This is a genomic window from uncultured Sphingobacterium sp. (genome assembly GCF_964277905.1).
Lineage (GTDB): Bacteria > Bacteroidota > Bacteroidia > Sphingobacteriales > Sphingobacteriaceae > Sphingobacterium > Sphingobacterium siyangense.
In genome coordinates this window covers 897,358-914,301 of the sequence record NZ_CAXYKD010000048.1, presented here as the reverse complement: position 1 = coordinate 914,301, position 16,944 = coordinate 897,358, and the positions used below count along the sequence as shown (strand labels likewise).

19 protein-coding genes and 1 pseudogene are annotated in these 16,944 nt (G+C 40.0%); 14 read left to right on the top strand and 6 right to left on the bottom strand.

All coding sequences use genetic code 11. The features are described 5' to 3' along the window. Positions 1-75: 75 nt before the first annotated feature. Positions 76-354, bottom strand: a complete 279-nt coding sequence (locus ACHWSC_RS25685) for a hypothetical protein (RefSeq protein WP_312716746.1) — start codon at positions 352-354, stop codon at positions 76-78. A 1,628-nt stretch (positions 355-1,982) separates the two neighbouring features. Between ACHWSC_RS25685 and ACHWSC_RS25680 the strand changes: the two genes are divergently transcribed. The 14 genes and pseudogenes from ACHWSC_RS25680 (at position 1,983) to ACHWSC_RS25615 (ending at position 11,457) form a co-directional block, all read left to right on the top strand. Beyond that, positions 1,983-2,378, top strand: a complete 396-nt coding sequence (locus tag ACHWSC_RS25680; protein WP_394678752.1) for a single-stranded DNA-binding protein — start codon at positions 1,983-1,985, stop codon at positions 2,376-2,378. Positions 2,379-2,428: 50 nt separating this feature from the next. Next, positions 2,429-2,983 (top strand): annotated as a pseudogene (locus tag ACHWSC_RS25675) (DUF932 domain-containing protein); the annotation flags it as partial. A gap of 530 nt (positions 2,984-3,513) precedes the next feature. Continuing rightward, on the top strand, positions 3,514-5,325 hold the full coding sequence (ltrA, locus tag ACHWSC_RS25670; protein WP_394678751.1) for a group II intron reverse transcriptase/maturase: 1,812 nt from the start codon (positions 3,514-3,516) through the stop codon (positions 5,323-5,325). Positions 5,326-5,328: 3 nt separating this feature from the next. Next, positions 5,329-5,847, top strand: a complete 519-nt coding sequence (locus ACHWSC_RS25665) for a DUF932 domain-containing protein (RefSeq protein WP_394678905.1) — start codon at positions 5,329-5,331, stop codon at positions 5,845-5,847. Between the two features lie 60 nt (positions 5,848-5,907). After that, the gene (locus ACHWSC_RS25660; RefSeq protein ID WP_394678750.1) at positions 5,908-6,330 is read left to right on the top strand and encodes a hypothetical protein; all 423 of its coding nucleotides are present in this window, start codon (positions 5,908-5,910) and stop codon (positions 6,328-6,330) included. A 6-nt stretch (positions 6,331-6,336) separates the two neighbouring features. Continuing rightward, positions 6,337-6,741, top strand: a complete 405-nt coding sequence (locus ACHWSC_RS25655) for a hypothetical protein (RefSeq protein WP_394678749.1) — start codon at positions 6,337-6,339, stop codon at positions 6,739-6,741. Positions 6,742-6,743: 2 nt separating this feature from the next. Continuing rightward, positions 6,744-7,190, top strand: a complete 447-nt coding sequence (locus tag ACHWSC_RS25650; RefSeq protein WP_394678748.1) for a hypothetical protein — start codon at positions 6,744-6,746, stop codon at positions 7,188-7,190. Positions 7,191-7,194: 4 nt separating this feature from the next. Beyond that, on the top strand, positions 7,195-7,551 hold the full coding sequence (locus ACHWSC_RS25645; protein ID WP_394678747.1) for a penicillin-binding protein: 357 nt from the start codon (positions 7,195-7,197) through the stop codon (positions 7,549-7,551). 42 nt (positions 7,552-7,593) lie between these two features. Beyond that, positions 7,594-7,962: a hypothetical protein gene (locus ACHWSC_RS25640; RefSeq protein ID WP_394678746.1), complete on the top strand. Its 369-nt coding sequence runs from the start codon at positions 7,594-7,596 to the stop codon at positions 7,960-7,962. Continuing rightward, positions 7,949-8,521 (top strand): PRTRC system protein E, encoded by a 573-nt coding sequence (locus tag ACHWSC_RS25635; RefSeq protein ID WP_394678745.1) that lies wholly within the window; start codon positions 7,949-7,951, stop codon positions 8,519-8,521. Before ACHWSC_RS25640 ends, ACHWSC_RS25635 begins: the two co-directional genes overlap by 14 nt. Before the next feature lie 11 nt (positions 8,522-8,532). Beyond that, complete coding sequence (locus ACHWSC_RS25630) at positions 8,533-8,751, top strand: PRTRC system protein C (RefSeq protein ID WP_394678744.1); 219 nt, start codon at positions 8,533-8,535, stop codon at positions 8,749-8,751. Between the two features lie 16 nt (positions 8,752-8,767). Beyond that, positions 8,768-9,928, top strand: a complete 1,161-nt coding sequence (locus ACHWSC_RS25625; protein ID WP_394678743.1) for a hypothetical protein — start codon at positions 8,768-8,770, stop codon at positions 9,926-9,928. Positions 9,929-9,940: 12 nt separating this feature from the next. After that, positions 9,941-10,648 (top strand): PRTRC system protein B, encoded by a 708-nt coding sequence (locus ACHWSC_RS25620; protein WP_394678742.1) that lies wholly within the window; start codon positions 9,941-9,943, stop codon positions 10,646-10,648. Next, positions 10,645-11,457: a PRTRC system ThiF family protein gene (locus tag ACHWSC_RS25615; RefSeq protein WP_394678741.1), complete on the top strand. Its 813-nt coding sequence runs from the start codon at positions 10,645-10,647 to the stop codon at positions 11,455-11,457. Before ACHWSC_RS25620 ends, ACHWSC_RS25615 begins: the two co-directional genes overlap by 4 nt. Positions 11,458-11,696: 239 nt before the next feature. Here ACHWSC_RS25615 and ACHWSC_RS25610 read toward each other — a convergent pair whose 3' ends face one another. From ACHWSC_RS25610 to ACHWSC_RS25590, 5 genes are read right to left on the bottom strand one after another with little or no spacing between them, the layout of a single operon-like run. Beyond that, positions 11,697-12,590, bottom strand: coding sequence for a hypothetical protein (locus ACHWSC_RS25610; protein WP_394678740.1), 894 nt, complete (start codon positions 12,588-12,590; stop codon positions 11,697-11,699). A 38-nt stretch (positions 12,591-12,628) separates the two neighbouring features. Beyond that, entirely contained in the window at positions 12,629-13,408 is a 780-nt protein-coding gene (locus ACHWSC_RS25605) for a tetratricopeptide repeat protein (protein ID WP_394678739.1), read from the bottom strand. A 28-nt stretch (positions 13,409-13,436) separates the two neighbouring features. Further along, positions 13,437-14,156, bottom strand: coding sequence for a hypothetical protein (locus tag ACHWSC_RS25600; RefSeq protein ID WP_394678738.1), 720 nt, complete (start codon positions 14,154-14,156; stop codon positions 13,437-13,439). 12 nt (positions 14,157-14,168) lie between these two features. Further along, a complete protein-coding gene (locus ACHWSC_RS25595) occupies positions 14,169-14,501 on the bottom strand; it encodes a DUF4280 domain-containing protein (RefSeq protein ID WP_185286275.1) in 333 nt (110 codons plus the stop codon). A gap of 1 nt (position 14,502) precedes the next feature. Beyond that, positions 14,503-16,608 carry a type VI secretion system Vgr family protein gene (locus ACHWSC_RS25590; RefSeq protein WP_394678737.1) on the bottom strand — a complete coding sequence of 702 codons (2,106 nt, stop codon included), beginning with the start codon at positions 16,606-16,608 and terminating at the stop codon, positions 14,503-14,505. Positions 16,609-16,944: the final 336 nt, after the last annotated feature.

Below are 16,944 nucleotides of genomic sequence, written 5' to 3'. Positions count from 1 at the left end.
ACCTTACTCAATGAGTAATAATTCTACTTTTGATCCTGTTTTTCCGATAGATTTATAACTGATCTAAAATTACAGTTAAGGAAAACCTAGCCAATAGACAGCGAGCGGAGAGATCTGATGGACATAAGTTGTCTGGGTAGAGCCTTCAAGCTGTCCCTGCGCGCATTCCACTGACACTCTCGGTCCAACAGATGAACTTACATAATTACCTTGAAGATCTTCATACTGGGTCACTGTCTGCGTAAAGCAACCAGCAAGTCGCTTTTCAGCAGTAACTTTTTTTACAATAGGTGAAGAAGCATAAGATAAACCAGCAAACCCTAAAACGGTCACTGTCAAAATGAATTTTTTCATAGATTTTAATTTAATTATGGTTGGATTAGTTACAGCTTGATGGTGTTACTGGATGGGAACCTGGATTCCATCCAGCCTCTGATCTTACTTCACAATAAGTGTCCGTAGTACCTTCCGCTTGTCCCTGTCGGCAATTAACGTTGTACTTGGCACTTGCTGAGGAATATAGAAACACGCCGCACGATGTCTCATGATTGACGATCACCTGCATAAAGCATTGCTCTTTAAAAATTTCTGTTTGGTCAAGATCATTTTTTCGATCTCAATGGAGTTTGCAAGCACGTAGGAAGATGTGCCTGTCACCAGAGATAATCCCAGGAAGAGTTTTTTCATAAGTTTTTAGTTATTTAATGGTAGTCAAATATATAATTTTTTATCACACAAAAATGATATTTTTAACTTATATTTAATATTCTATGCATTATTTTCTCCTAAAGACCGCCGATACGGCATTTTATAAAATTCTTACTTCACTGGCCTTAGATAAAATACAAGCTATTATTGCTCCGAATAGAACAATTTTCAATAAAACATTGCCTTCGGAAATAGACAGTCTCCACTCTTAGCGCTTACAATTAAAAAAGTGAATAATTTTTATTAAATGGACGTGAAAAATTTTTAGATAATTTGGTAACAACATCAGGACGCGTCTTGCTGCAGTGATCGGAACGTTGACCTTTTTACTTTTAGAAGCTAATTCTAAGTGCTAAATATTTCTATAATACAGAATCCACGCCGATTAATTTGTGATCAGATCTTCTTTTTTAATAGCGTGTGCCTTAAGGCAGCGGGCTTTGTGCTACAAATCCTCGTTCCTGTGGGCTTTCCACGTCAATCCCTCACGCATAGACATATTTTTTTAATCCACATTTTCAGATAAGCCTTAAGATTCTTGCCATTCACGGCAAAGCACATTTCCTCCAGCGCAAACCCTGAACGAAAAAGAGCTTTATATGCCGCCCATTCATAGCAAATTGAAAGCTGTCCACACCAGATCCCAATCGCCTTCAGCTTCCAATTACCTATGGAATAAAATTGTCTTCAAGGCTATCGATTCTTTTAAGAGGTAGGGTGTTTTATATCAATTATTCTCAAAAGAAAGTTCATCTAAGAAATTTACCTGATGTTTTAATCCCTAATTTTCAGATAGCGATTAAATTTTTGCTACCGCGGTAAAGCACATTTTATCCTACGCATGATCCAGCCCGAAAAAGAGCTTTTTATACCGCCCATCATAGCAAATTGAAAGCTGTCTGCAGCAGGACCGAATGGCCCTCACCTTTCAATTACCTATGGAATAACACTGTCTTTAAACCGTTTAAGGTTTTTTGGGGTGGATAAGGATTTGGAAATCACTTTTTATCAAAAGAACAGTCGAAAAAGACATTCAAAGGTACATCGGGCAGCCAACGCACATCCCGCAAAAGACTACGGCATAAACACATGCCGCCCCCTCACCCTTCCTTTATTCCGTTTCCTTTTGCCCTACAGCAATTGCCCGATCTACTGATTGACTTTCTTTTTTTTCCTGTTTTTTCTTTTGAAAAAAATGATTCGGGGCCGAGCCTCAGCAGGAAAGGAAGAATGAAAAAGTTAACAGGATTGTAGAACAACTAAAACAAAAAGTTATGAACATTTCAGGAAGACTGACACAAGATGCAAAAGTCAGCACAACAACAACAGGTAAGGAAGTGGTAAACTTCAGTGTAGCGGTAAATGACGGCTACAAAAACAAACAGGGCGAATGGGTAGACAACACCGCATTTATTGAATGTGCCTACTGGAGAAGCGTAAAGCCAGTCTCATGGCTAAAACAGGGGCTATATGTCGAACTAACGGGACAGATCAGCGCAAGGGCGTGGACTGGAAAAGACGGCAACCCAAAAGCAGGGCTGAACTTCATAACCTCTAATATCAAACCCACTTGGGGAACAGCTACGGAAAAAGAATCCCTGCAGGCTAGTAAAAAACAGGAACCTGCTAACACTGCAAAAGAGGACGAAAAAGACGACCTCCCATTTTAGGCAGGATGGTATAAAATCCAAAATATTTAACCCTTTAACAAATAGAAATCATGGGACATAATTTAAATTTCAATAATAGAACGGGCAGATATTCATTTTTCAGTGTTAAGGAAAAGGCTTGGCACGGTCTGGGACAGATCGTTCAGGATTATCCAACAAGTGCCGAAGCAATCAGACACGCAGGATTGGACTACGAAGTAGAAAAAAGCCCTTTGTTCACCAAAGGATCAGGAATCGTGCAGATTTCGGACGGTATTGTCATTCAGGACACTGAAATCGAAGTACCGAACTATTTCGCCAATATCCGCACGGATAACAATACTGTTCTCGGCGTTGTGGGTAGAGATTACCATATTGTACAGAATAAAGATGCCTTTACATTTTTTGATTCTATCGTAGGTGGTGGAAGCGGTATTCTGTACGAGACTGCAGGGGCACTCGGTCAGGGCGAACGCATATTCATCACCGCCAAACTCCCAAATTATATCCGCATAGGCAATTCGGATGATGTCATTGAAAAATACATCTTCCTGACCACAAGCCATGACGGAAGCGGAAGCATTACCGCAGCATTTACCCCTATCCGAATCGTATGCCAAAACAGTGCGACTCGTTGTGCAGCCTAATAAGCTGTACGGGCTTCATCTTTAGGGATGGGCTTAACTTTTAATCAATTCAGTGAAATGCTGATGTTGGCGGCTTATCCAACAAAGTCTATCCGACCCTTAACCTGCCCAAGAGAACAGGGAATGGGAAGCTCGGAGAAAAAAAAAGTCAATCCTATGGAGCGATGCTATAGAGAAAGATGGGACGAACCGAATATGATAGCCTTGCTAAGGTATCGTGAGCATGCACGCTGCACCCACATCGTATGGTACAGTTCTCCAGTCAATAGGAACCCAATCTGTTTGAGGGTATTCATAAGCTTATACAAGACTGGCGGTATAGAGAGGAATCTAAGTTCGGGTAAACATTGATTAAAGGAACGAGGAAACCGATACATCATTTTGCTAACGCAATAAATACTCTTGGATGAATATGTTGTATCGGGTAGGAACAACGACCAAGCGAAAGCCGATGGGCTACGGTCAATCGGATATGCCAAATTCGTTGTGGATTTAACAAAAGAATACAAATGAAAGTAACTAAAATGCTGAAAGTAAACAGATGGGAAGACATTGACTGGAAAACAGTCGAACTGAATGTATTCCGAAAGCAAAATCAGATGTATCGGGCAATGCTCGCAGGTAACATCACAGAAGTAAGAAAATTACAGCGCGATTTACTGAGAGACCCGTATGCCAAATTACTGAGTGTTAAACGTGTTACTTCTGATAATACAGGAAAGAGCACGGCAGGTGTAGATAAGGCGACAATCCGGAGCGATAAAGAAAGGATGTCCCTTGCCCAAAGGATGAACCTTAATAAAGAATACGAGGCAAAACCTCTGAAAAGAACCTACATCCCAAAATCCAACGGTAAATTAAGACCGTTAGGCATTCCTACAATTGAGGACAGGGCTTATCAGGCATTGGTTAAAATCGCATTAGAACCCGAATGGGAAGCAAAGTTCAGCGAGAATACCTATGGGTTCAGGCCTGGGCGAAGCACCATTGATGCCTGCATGGCGGTATGGCATAACCTAAAACTCCGTAAAGGAGAAGTCATGGTTTTAGATGCCGACATTGAAGGATGTTTTGATAACCTGAACCACCAGTATATACTGGACAAAATGAAAGGTTCGAGCAGCAACATCCTTAGGGCTATTAATCAATGGTTCAAATGTGGTTATATTGATAAAGGAGTATTGTATGAAACAGAAGCAGGTACACCGCAAGGCGGAGTAATAAGCCCATTACTGTGCAATATCGGATTATGGGGAATTGATTTTGAACTCTATGACCACCTAATATCGACAAGGAAGCCAGCCGATAAGAACCTTAAGCCTTTTTATGCTTTTGTCTGTAATATCAAGAATAAAAGCAGGGAACACGCCCCATCAGTAGGATTTATGCAATATGCTGATGACTTTGTCATCGTATGTGAAAATAAAGACTACTTGGAACGGGTATTGGAAATACTACCGAAACTTTTGGAAAAGCGAGGTCTAAAACTTAGCGAATCTAAGACCCGTCAGGTGGCATTCCATACAGGCGAAAGTTTTAAATTCCTTGGGTTTGTTTTCGATAAATGGCGAAGTGGTAAGCACGACAAACAATACAAAGTGACATTTTACCCTGACCCCGAAAAAGTACAGGCATTTGCACAAAAGATTAGGGAATGGACTAAAATGGTACGCCTGTTTGAATATGGAAACAAGCAGGAACTCAGTAACAAGGCAAACCATCTGAAAATGATGGTCAACGGGTGGCTGAACTATTACAAATGGGCTATGGATGCCTCTCACGGATTTATGAAGTTACGCAGAAGATTAGATAAAATCTTCTACAAGGCTTATGAAGATGTACATAGGCATAGAAGTAGTAGACAAGACTTTATGAAACGGTATATCGGCAAAGTAGAAAGAAAAGGAAGAATGGTAGACCGTTATATATTTGGTTATGTAACATTTGGCATATTTGATATAAGCTGTGACGTAAGATGGAATAAAGTTCAAATGGCAAGAAGTCCTTTCGACGGAGATACTGAATACTGGAGTAAAAGAAACTCTGTACTAAATGGTCTCATGTCTGAAAAGCTTTATAAAATACAAGGAGGAATCTGTTCCTTATGTAGTAAGACACTTTACTGGTATGAAACATGGGACAGACACCATAAGAATCGAAACCGCTTAGACAATAAACTATCAAATATGCAATTAGTTCACAGGCATTGCCACCGCAAACAACATTATGCGGATAAGTTAAATCTGGGAGCTGGATGCCATGAAAGTGGCACGTCCAGTTCTGTGGGGAAGGTCGTGGGGCGACCCATGACTTCACCCTAACCCCTGAACGCATCCCTCCGCAATATGAGCAACGTGGTACGCATAAAACATACCGCAGGAGCAAAACAACGTCTGAGCGATGCACACAAAGTAATGGGACTGGCAAACACCATGACCACACAGATGGACGGAATTTTCAACCATTGGTCAACCATAAAAATCAAGGATAGCGAAGTAAAAAAGCTCATACAGCTTGCCTTATGCCCAAATACGGAAGCCTACAACCTACTTAAAAAAGGGGCTGAGGACGAACTTTCGACCATGTTCAAAAATACCGTTGATGATGCCTTTGCATACGCCATGATGAACGATACACAACAACTGGAAACAACCAAAGGCACACTGTTCGGGGCTTACAATGCTGTAACTGGCTACTTTCAAAATGTCCGAAATTACAAGGACAATGAATCGAAGTTACAGAGCATCGTTCTCGGAGGTACTGCGCAACTGAAATCACAGAAAGCATTTGACCTATGCACATCTTTCGAGAAAATCGGAACAGACATTTTCCAACTGAATTAAGCACAGCCCAAAAGGTGGCAGGCTTGTACAGAACTGCCACCTTTTAAAAAACAAAAGATCATGAAAGCACTGAACGAAATGAACAATACAGAAAGGGCATTTGCCGTTGCAAGGCTCTTTCCCGATCAGCTCGGAACGTTGACCGACTTTATAAAAACCGAAATAGCACACCTACGTGAAAAAGAAGAGGATATCAGAAAAGCATGGCCAACAAACTGCATTGCAACTGCCGATTATTGGTATAGCCTTGTGCAAAATGCTGAACAGACAATAGAAAAATTCGGAGTTCTCCTATACCGCAATCCGAGGATTTTTGCAGACCATTTTTTCTATCAGGATAACAGCGTTTTCGGTATTCACTGTATGATAAGATTTGCAGGTTCCCAAGTGACCCCCACAATGTTGAGACTGGCAATAGAACTCTATTTCGGTGACGATAAGGTCGTAACCATTGATTTTAAAAAGAAGCAACCCTCAAATTAAAAAGATATGAAAACCTTAGATCACATGAACAACCTTGACAGAGCCTATCTGCTCGCAAGACTGTTTCCCCAAGAACTCAAACCACTGACCGAATTTATCAAGAAGGAAGCGGAATTGTGGCACAAGCATAGAGCCGAGATTGAAGAAAAATGGAATGAAAAAGATATAGATGTCAGTATATGGTTTGACTACATAGCCAACTTTGAGCGCAGATACCTCAAAAACGGTACAAGGTTGTACCGGAATAAAAAGACGTTCAGAGCCCAGTTGTTTGACGGTTACGATGCCCTTTTCTCCATGCATGCAACCATACATTATACCGAGCAGAAAGAATGTAGCAGAGAATTTAAATACGCCATTTATATGCTGTTCGGTGATAGAAAAATTGTAGACATAAACTTAAATCCTTAGTCATGAAAAAATCAGATATAATGACGGATGTCATGCTGATCAAGGCATTTACCGAAGTAGGTCGCAACAACTATGAAGTAGCCATTATCCCCCTTTGGGGGGACTGGCTAAAAAAGTCTCTTGAAACAACAGACCTGCTTGAAATCCTAAATGTAGAATCCTATTCGGGATATATCGCACGAAAAGAACACGGTATTTCCTTCCTGCTGTGCAGGACAGCAAAAGTACCATTCTACGAGCAGTGGCTCGCTGATAAAGAACTGGCTTTTTTAGATGCCAAAGCTGAGGAAATCGAGCAGTTATGCAGGCACTTTGACTGCATAAAAAGCGATTCGCTGATAGTTCATCCCTCTGGAATGGCAAATTACGAAGCTTTTGAGGATGTCAAATTCAGGACAGTCGATTTTGACATCACATTGATACAGGAAATTTTAACCGCTAAAAATTAGAAAAATGACACGTTCAAACTTACATATCACCTTATCCAACGGACAGCAGATTATCTGTGTTGCCGATAGTACGAGCGCACCCGAACAGGGATATATCGTGGAGGAAGTATTCACCCCGCTTCTAAACTTCAATAACTACATCAAGGAAATGGACTTTCTCAAAAAGCACTGTACAATGGATGAAAGAAGGGTAAACGCCATGTATAGATATTATATCAATCTTGTAACAAAAGAGATCAGAATGTACGAGGAAAATTACAACTATCGTGCTGACCGATTTTATAAGGGTGAAGATCTGACCGAGCGTTACACAAGCTATATAGAAACCCTAAATAACCAAGATAATGAAGAACCAAATTGAAACCGAACTAAAATTAAGTAACAAACTCATAAATATTTTAAAATGGAAATACTGGCTAAATATAAGTTCGCAGACTGGCTCTATAACAGGTTTGTAGAGAACTATAAAAATCAGAATGTAGTTGAAGCGTTCATTTTCTTGGATATTCTTTCACGATACCAAATGTTCGCAATGGAAGTCCGTAAACTTTCCGATCAGCGAAGACACATCAAAGAACTATACAGGGACATTAATAAGGCTCTGAAAAATGGAACCGCACATAAACTTTTTCTCACAGGGGAGGAAGGTACAGCGGAATTTAAAAAGGAAATGAAAGCCTACGAAGACTACCTACGGGAACAGGGCTTTTCAGAATCATATATCACTGAGTGCGTAAGCGACAAAGCAATGAACTACTATGGAAACAGCTAATTTTTTCAGACAGATTGCACAGATGGACATCAACAGCAAATTGACGCTATCTATTACAAAAGCAACAGAAAACAGGATACTCGTATCTATCTTGATCGAGAATGATGGTTGCGCAGATAAGGCGAAAAATGTCATTCCTCCTTTTAATCTGAAAGGAAGTCCCGAAGAACTGGATATCGGATTCTTTGAACATATCAAAAAACCCGTTCAGATGGCAGACGGACTCATTTCTAATATGCAAAATTTTCTAATGGGACTGGAAACGGCTCAGGCTAACTCTGCGATGGAAAAACAAAAATCAGATAAGCAAAAAGCTAAGGGCAGAAAGTATAGCGAAGCACTACTGAAAGCTGATGCCCTTGCCAAAGTTGGGAAGTACAAGGATGCATGGACGGCACTACCGAAAGTCGGTGATTATCCCGAGCATAAAGAAGACATCCGAAAGAAACAGGATGAGTACGAAAAGCAATTTGTTCCCGATCTCTGGTCAGCTTCCGAGCAGAAAGCAGAGCAGGAACAAGAGCAGGAAAAGGTCGATCAAGAAGAATATAACCCTTAAAATGCAATATTATGTTAGTAGCAACAACACTTCAGCGAGTTTTTATCCTCAAAGAAAAAGAACATGAAATCAGGCTCGATGATCCCGAGCCAAAATGGAATCTTCAGGCAGTATTGAATTTTTATTCAAACAACTACCCTGCCCTGACAACGGCAAAAATTTCACGTCCTACAATTGTGGACGACATTATGGAATACCGCTTTGAGACAGTTATTGGAACTAAAGGCTAATCAAAAATTAAAACCCATGAACCATGCAAAAGAAATATCCGCAAACGGTAAAACTGCCCACAGCAGTAAGCCAGTCACAACTTCACCGCCAGTTGTGCGGGTTTGGGAACTGGATGAAACGCCCGAAGGATTCAGGAGAAATTCGCAAGGACAGACGGCAATCCGCTCCGCACACGATGTTACCAATGCCTTTTTAGGCATGCAGTTCCATGCAAGATTGCAGGAACCTGAAATTGGTGAAAATTACGACAGTTCAAAATTGGAGAGGGAATTTTTTAAATCCCTCTCCAATATCTCAAAAAAACTGAATGTAACTATACTGGACTGTAAAGGTCTGCCTTATCCGTACAATATTTCGGAATCATTGGCACACCTCAAAACACAGCTTAAACTTAGCACCGAGGACTGGCGGGAAATCAGATTGGTCAATGATGGAAAGTTTACCTTTTTCGCCAAAGAGGACAGATACAACACAGGATGTACACTATATTATATCCCCGTAATTCCACTTTACACAATCCTGCACAATAGAAAAACCATAAAAGCAAGTAAACTTTTGGTCTGTGTTTACGCATATATCTATCAGGTACTCGCTGTACCCTATTATAGAAATGACGATTGCTACCTGAACTCCATGTACGATATGCTCGAAAACTCTTATTTGGACGATGAGGAGGAAGATTCAAATACAGATGAATATTTAACTGAGTTCAAGGACGCAGAATTGATAGGAGATCATATAAAAGAACTAATCACAGAACCAACGAATCTACAGTCTTTTAAAAAGCTCTTACACAGATTTAAACCAAAAAATGAATTTGAAAAAGATGTTCATTCGATAGCCAGTTCATTTTATGAACTTTCTACCACCTATCCAAATGTCCGTATTGATCGGAAATATTTTCCATTACGGCACAGGGAAATGACCGAAGAATCCGAACGCCCTGTCACCCTTGACAACTACGTGTCATTCTGCGCTTCCATCGAAGGAAACCTTTTTCACACGCTTTGCGATTTTGTAAATGGCGACCTGCAGGAATTTTCGGAGATAGACGAACCGACACGGTTTATTCCCTTTGATAACAGAAAAATAGAAAATAATGATTTCGATTTTGAAACAAAGGTATTTGACAATATTGACAGGCTCATTCAGCTCTGGCAGGAACATAACTTTTAAAAAGTAGAACTCATGGAAGATATAACCAACAGCTTCGCAAATTATTTCGACCCTACCTGCGCATTGGTGTTTTATCAGTGTAAGACAGGGTTTAATGAAACGTATGTCGAATATTTTGACATGGAAAATGGTATACCCATCAATCCGCATCCCCTATCTGTGAACGAAGGGAAAAGACTTGCGACAGCTTTACAGGTCGATGAAGAAAATCTTAACCTGTTAAAATCGAGCGGCATCATTAACAGCAACCTACTCTCTTTCGATGCTAAATCTGCTACCATTGTCTGGTACACAAAAGCACAGTTTCGGGATCTGCACTTTAGTAGCCATCTTGGAATAAAGTCGGGAAAAGCACATACCCCTCCAATGGTGTGGGTTGCAGACAGGGAAACGCTTAAAGTTTTTGCACTTTCAACATCGAGAAAGCCCACAATCAATACACCGCTTTACAACGCACCATATTTTAACGTCTATGCGGATGGCTCAGTATGCATGGGAACTGTGGATATTTCCACAGCAGAAACTGGCTCCATTGACCAGCTGATGAAATTGTGGGAGAACTACTTTTTCAATAGCTACTTTTCACACCTTATGTCTGACCATAATCCTGTTAAGAGAAACTGTGTGATGCTGTGGGAAAATCTGATTGATAACGGTAAACTATTCCCTACTGAAATGCTTGTAAAAACATCACAAAAACTTAAAGACATTTTATTATGAGAACGCCAAAGAAAAATATCCACTTCTTGGACAATTATCTGTTAAGTCCAACAAATCCCATCCGTGTAAATGTGATCGGCTCAGGTGGTACAGGTTCAAAATTTATGACCGCACTTATGGAAATCAATCATAGTTTGATGGAACTTGACCACCCAGGATTGGACGTACACCTATGGGACGATGATATTATTACAGCTTCCAATATCGGACGGCAACGGTTTGCTGAATCAGAACGGAATCTTTATAAATCGCAAGCTATCATCAATAGGCTTAACAGGTGGGCTGGTACAAACTGGAAAGCGGAAACAAGAAAATTCGAGCGTAATGCCGATGGACAAATACCCGACTATGCAAGCGCATCCATTTACGTATCCTGTACAGATACGGTTGCATCAAGAATTGAAATAAACAAGATATTGCAGAAGTTAACCAAAGATTATGGTTACCACAGGGACACGGCAAAGTATTGGCTAGACCTTGGCAATACCAAATTTTCAGGACAGGGCATACTTTCAACCATTGGAAACATAGATCAGCCGACCTCAAAAAAGTTCAAAACTTTTGAAAACCTACCATCTATTATTGAGGAGTATGGTACAGCTATGCAAACCTCAGAAAAGCAAGATGATACCCCGAGCTGTTCACTGGCGGAATCACTTGCAAAACAGGATCTTTTCATCAATAGCACTATTGCGCATTTGGGGGCATCCCTTTTATGGAACCTGCTTAAGGACGGTATGACAGAAAACCGCGGATTTTTCCTCAATCTGCAAAATTTTAAATCACAACCCATTACCGTCGGCAGTTGAAAAAACTGCCGGCGGCCAAAAGCCTTCAGCTTTTGGCGCGAAAATCGGCTGCAACGGCTGTAACCTTCCACTTTATCCCCGCTTCGACAGCCGTTGCGGGTTATTTGTGGGATACACAGTATCCCAGTTAGCTTCGCAGATATATTTTTTATCGTTTTATATTCTTTATAAGTAAAGTTATTCCTACAGCGAATTTTACAATAAAATAGTGGAATTATGTCATATCATTTTTGGTGAAATCAATCACCGTCTAATAAAGAAAAGTTCCTTCCTGGCCTTTTCCGATCACGCTCAAGTTCCTCCCATTCTTCAAGTGTATATTTTTTACCTTCCAAGATCTTGTATACATTGCCCTTATAGCTATCAAAATCTGTGTGGACATCATAAGTAATTTCCTCAAAAAGATCCTGCTCTCCTTTAACAGTTAAACTGAAATTTATCTGTTTCACCACGTCAGCGACAGTATCCTTGACAACAATTATTTTAGAATCAATGGAAAAGTCTCTGGATACATGGTAGTCTTTTGCTTTGCTCCTAAACCCCTGATCAAGAAGTAGGTTATCGAGAAACGGTTCGTTTAACGTAACCCATCCTTCGAGCAATATTTCCCTTTCATCTGCTTTTATGCAGACAAATACCGTTTCCAAAGGTATATCCAATGGCATTGACAAATATTTTATTCCCTTGTAATTTTCGCCTTCATTATAAGTGCCATTTGAATTAATAAAGAAAGGTAAATAGACACCATTTGAAAAGGTATCATATTCCATTCCTAATGGTGAATTGAAATATAATTTCTCGATGACCATCAATAGAACTCTGTTTGATGGATTACGATGTTTATCCCTAAAACGGTTCCACTTGGGTTTAAAATTCTTTTTATTTATAATTGCAGCAGTCTCTAAATCTCGGGAATACTTCCACTCAACGGGACTGAACAGTAAAGGATCGTTCGTGTCGCTGCTCTTGTAGGTAAGATTGGTAAACTTAAAGTTCGATTCTGCTGTATTCACATCCTCTTTTTCTAAAGTGAATGTACCAGAGGATTCTATATTAAATAACGATTTACCTTTGTAAGAACTCTTCTTGTGAAATGAGAATCTATATTCTACTGCGTTCAATAGATCGGACATGATTTACGGTGGATGATGATCATCCTATTAATTATTGTTTATACAGCATAATTTTCGGGATTTGCACTTTCCAAATACCCCTGTTCTGCATCCTTCTTCATCGAATTAATTACACTTTCAGGAACCATATAATGGTTTAGCATCTTTTCTTCTATCTCCTTCATTTTTTCTCCATCGTTTAAAGCATGGTACAGTTTAAACAGGATTTCATCTTCGGTCAGGAACTGGTACGGGTCACTTACATAGTTAGCTCTGAAAGCAATAAATTCTTTGATTTTAATAGCGGCCTTTTCATATTGGTCAGTCCTTATCAGGGACGAATAAAGCCTATTGTACGCAAATGATAACCATTGGGCAAAAATTTGACGTTGCTTATCGGCAGAATATTCATTGCGATCTACATCAAAATTCGCAAGCAGATATTCAGCTTCCTTTATCGCATCATCATATTTTTCCAGTTTATAATATAATAATACAAGACGAAGATGCCCCATTTTAAAGGGAATGCCTCTTGAAATAGATTCTTTATAGTACTTTTCGGCTAGCTCATCATCACCCTTTTTCTCTTCAATAAGACCTTTAAGTTCAAATGCCTGAGGATAATTAGGATCTATTTCCAGTGCCTTTGCGCAATATTCCTCTGCCACTTCCACAGAATCGGCATCAAGATGAGAGCTTGCCAAAAGTGCTAGATACTTTTTTTCCTTCGGGAACTCATTATTTAAAATATGTAAGTTGGCGATTGCTTTTTCTGTTTCACCAAACATTTTTTGATTGCTTATTTTCTGCAATAACTTCTCTATTTCTTGCTCATTCATTATTCAAATTTTATAATTGTGTGAAAAACTAACCCCTAAAAGTGTTACCAGGAGGTAGCTGACCATGCGTTGCCGTATATGCATCGATCAAAGAAACCTCCTCAGCGTTGGCTGTCGCATAGTTGACATTCTGTAAATACCACTCATAAGGTAATAATTTTCCTGAAGATAGATTATTTAAAATATATTCATCTTTATCACCATGATATAATTGGAAAATTACTAAATATCTTGCATAAACCGACTTAAAAGAAGTTAATCCATATTTCCAGATTGCTCCACTCATCATAAATTGATTTACGAACCCAGCGCCAAACGTGTAATTGCGCATTAGTCCAGGTGTTCCAACATGGAGGTCATAAACATTATAAATATCTTTCTCACGCCTCCTTGTTCTAGGCTTGACCTGTGGAACTGTAATCGGCGGTGCTATCGGAACTGTAATCGGTTCATCTAGGGGTATATCTAATGGAGGTGGTACTGGTTTTGGCAGATCCTCATCTATTGCTGGAGGTGGAACAGGTATAGCTGGACTGGAAACAAATTCCCAGATCACTTTTGCTGTTTCCGCTACCGCATTGCCTACCGCAGAGAAAAAATCACATATATCGTCCCAGAAATACCAGATTGCAGCGATCGCGACAACTGCCAGAATTATCCATCCGATAGGATTCCACGACATCGAAGTTCCTGCGGTGGTTGCACTTGCAAAAAAACCACTTGCTCCACCTGCTATTGCTAACTCCATAATTTATTCTTTTTATAGTTGTCCTGAGTTCTTACAGCTTATAATGCCACCATACGGACATATACATTTTGATACATCAGATAATGGTTTTTTATCCAATATTTTGATCTTAGGAACAGGCTTGATCCATGTCAATGGAACACCTGAAAGTTCGAGATTTAAACGGCAGATTCCTTTCATTGCGCACAGTCCAAAATGAGGGATATTCAATCCTGCAACATTGTCTTTATCAGTTGCAAACTTTCCCTCCCGTAGCTTGATCTTCGGATTGGAAGTAACAATCAACGTCGAGGTCAGTAGGCCCTTGTCACAATCCAGAATCGCTTGGTCTTTTAGATATTCCATTTTAGGTCAATTTTACTTCAATTCCACCTTTCACATTTATATTCTTGTCATTGCTGATCGTAATATCACCTCCTTTGGCCGTGATGTCGATCGTACCTGAACCACCTCCCTTTTCAGACGGCGTGGCATTTATCGACAGATTGTTGCTTCCTGTAACAGTGATGTCCTTTCCGGTCAAGCTGATCGTACCGTCTTCTTTCATTTTCAGGGAACTGTTTCCGATAGTAATTGTTAGGCTCTTTTTTCCCTTAAAATTGATATTACCCTCATCATCCATTTCAAAAACCGAGGTTGCGGGACTGTTTTCTTTTGCACCTACATTGATGGAACTTGTACTGCCAGCATTGACAACATGATTTAAATTAGCATCAGTAGTGGCATTGCCCGTTCCGTCAAAATGCATATTTGCGCCACCTTTGTCTTTAAGATTCATTGAACCTGCACCATTATCATATTTTAGTTCTGCTCCGCTCCTTCCACTAAAAGACATAATATTGTTTCCTGTTCCTCCACCAGCTCCAATGCCACCGTGGAAAAGCCCACCCATCACAAAAGGTCGGTCAGGATGCTGGTAGACGAAATTTACCATCACCTGATCGCCTACCTCCGGAACTGACATAAAGCCTCTATTTGTTTTCACATCATCACTGCTTCCTGCATCAGGCGACATGACCCGGATAAACTCGGAGTAATCCGTCCCCTGTTGCCAGTCGAATTGAACCTGAACTCTTCCCTGGTTTAATGGATCGGTATTGGATACCACCTTTCCAAATTGCGGTTCAGCTTTTGGGGCAATAAATTCTGGTCGGGGGATATAACCTGAATCCGCAGCTATAGCCTCAAAACGCCCGCTATAATATCCCCTTGCATCAACTTCATGTAAGACTTCCGTCATTAACAATCGGGTAAAATATGACGTCTCGCTGGTTTCAGCTTTTCGCATTTCCATGTCCACTATACAGCCCGGATAGAGGAACGGTACAGTAGATATTCCGGTTGTAACAAATACTTCCGCAGCCTTGCTGCCAGCAGTACCCTTCTGTGAAGCTTCAACATCCAAAAATGAATTTGCCTTTATGGGAGCTATACGCAATGAAGGAGTTTTAAAAGTGTTAGCAGAGATTTCATATGCTCGCTGAGCAATATCTGAAGTATGTTTAATAGCGGGATCTCCTCCGGTCAATTTCTCATTCTTGCGGCTATTGTAACCGTAGAAAGAAGGCTTGACATGCTGGGCTTTCATCTTTATTTTCACATCACTGAGGTTCCTTCCATATACTAGCTTTACAGGGTTTTCAGCTGGCGGAAGTTTTCCAAAATGCAGTACCTCTCCATCATAGAAGAACTGTTCTCCATAAGCCTCTGCAATCCGCCCTAAATAGTTATAATGCGTTTCCTCATATTGCGAACTGTAACTTATGTTACCGTAGTTCGCATCAACCCTAAAATCAAACTTATTTGAATCAAGTCCCTCGTTTATAACCTGCTGTGCGATACTATTGAGACTAATTTCCTGACTTCCCCCAAAACTTTGTGTATGCGGTGCAGCGTCCAACAAAATTGTCGGGCTTTCGCCAATAAGGACTATATTACCCAAACTTCCCTGATCCTGACTGAAACCGACCTCAGTCACAACCCCTACAAAATTTCTTTCAGGGCTTTCTTCTACATCTTTATATCTGAAAACAACGGTAATACGTTTTCCAAGGAAATTTTGAGCCTCTTCCAGATTATGGTTTTCAGCATCTCCCAAAGTGTCGTGCGCTAAGGTCAACTCAAAGGTATGGTGCTTTACTGCACTCTGTGCAAGCTTGAAATGCTTGAAGAATCGAATGGTGGTGCCTTCAACAACAATTTCGAGTTTTACCAGCCTGTTCAGCCCATTTACTTCATTTTCGGAAATCGCACCAGCATTATAAATTTTTGAAGTAGGCTGGTTCTTCCATAGCTTCCCTTTAGTAAGTGATCTTTCGTTATTCTGCATTGGCTTATCAAAAAAGGTCTTTGCCCCTGCATTCTCAGGCTGTGAAGAAAAAACAGTGGATGAACTACTACTTTCTCCTCCTCCTGTTGACGAATCAATATGATCCATGTCTTTCTGAAACATACATATCTATTTTTTCATTTATATAACTACGGTGATATTCTCCCTGCGCGCGGTGAGACTTTTTTGCTCAGGTACGTCGTCCGATCTATTTTTTTCCTTATTTGGGATAAAGAAATTTAGTGACTTTACTGAGATGAATTCTTACAAATTTCAATAGGATTGAAACTATATTCTATGTTCAGGGTTGCACGCCTATACTAAATAAATATATATTCTTTTTCATAAATTAATGTGATTTTGGTTTTGCAATATAGTATATCGAAAAATCACGGCAAAATGATTTACCCACTTTTTTAAAAAGTGTCGTATTTTTACTATCTCCTATCTATCAATGAT

Bases quoted from the DNA above. Each gene is read 5' to 3' on its own strand.
- ACHWSC_RS25630 (WP_394678744.1), top strand. From the start codon at position 8,533: ATGTTAGTAGCAACAACACTTCAGCGAGTTTTTATCCTCAAAGAAAAA.
- ACHWSC_RS25600 (WP_394678738.1), bottom strand. From the start codon at position 14,156: ATGGAGTTAGCAATAGCAGGTGGAGCAAGTGGTTTTTTTGCAAGTGCA.
- ACHWSC_RS25590 (WP_394678737.1), bottom strand. From the start codon at position 16,608: ATGTTTCAGAAAGACATGGATCATATTGATTCGTCAACAGGAGGAGGA.
- ACHWSC_RS25650 (WP_394678748.1), top strand. From the start codon at position 6,744: ATGAAAAAATCAGATATAATGACGGATGTCATGCTGATCAAGGCATTT.
- ACHWSC_RS25610 (WP_394678740.1), bottom strand. From the start codon at position 12,590: ATGTCCGATCTATTGAACGCAGTAGAATATAGATTCTCATTTCACAAG.
- ACHWSC_RS25635 (WP_394678745.1), top strand. From the start codon at position 7,949: ATGGAAACAGCTAATTTTTTCAGACAGATTGCACAGATGGACATCAAC.
- ACHWSC_RS25595 (WP_185286275.1), bottom strand. From the start codon at position 14,501: ATGGAATATCTAAAAGACCAAGCGATTCTGGATTGTGACAAGGGCCTA.
- ACHWSC_RS25625 (WP_394678743.1), top strand. From the start codon at position 8,768: ATGAACCATGCAAAAGAAATATCCGCAAACGGTAAAACTGCCCACAGC.
- ACHWSC_RS25620 (WP_394678742.1), top strand. From the start codon at position 9,941: ATGGAAGATATAACCAACAGCTTCGCAAATTATTTCGACCCTACCTGC.
- ACHWSC_RS25640 (WP_394678746.1), top strand. From the start codon at position 7,594: ATGGAAATACTGGCTAAATATAAGTTCGCAGACTGGCTCTATAACAGG.
- ACHWSC_RS25615 (WP_394678741.1), top strand. From the start codon at position 10,645: ATGAGAACGCCAAAGAAAAATATCCACTTCTTGGACAATTATCTGTTA.
- ltrA (WP_394678751.1), top strand. From the start codon at position 3,514: ATGAAAGTAACTAAAATGCTGAAAGTAAACAGATGGGAAGACATTGAC.
- ACHWSC_RS25605 (WP_394678739.1), bottom strand. From the start codon at position 13,408: ATGAATGAGCAAGAAATAGAGAAGTTATTGCAGAAAATAAGCAATCAA.
- ACHWSC_RS25655 (WP_394678749.1), top strand. From the start codon at position 6,337: ATGAAAACCTTAGATCACATGAACAACCTTGACAGAGCCTATCTGCTC.
- ACHWSC_RS25680 (WP_394678752.1), top strand. From the start codon at position 1,983: ATGAACATTTCAGGAAGACTGACACAAGATGCAAAAGTCAGCACAACA.
- ACHWSC_RS25660 (WP_394678750.1), top strand. From the start codon at position 5,908: ATGAAAGCACTGAACGAAATGAACAATACAGAAAGGGCATTTGCCGTT.
- ACHWSC_RS25645 (WP_394678747.1), top strand. From the start codon at position 7,195: ATGACACGTTCAAACTTACATATCACCTTATCCAACGGACAGCAGATT.
- ACHWSC_RS25685 (WP_312716746.1), bottom strand. From the start codon at position 354: ATGAAAAAATTCATTTTGACAGTGACCGTTTTAGGGTTTGCTGGTTTA.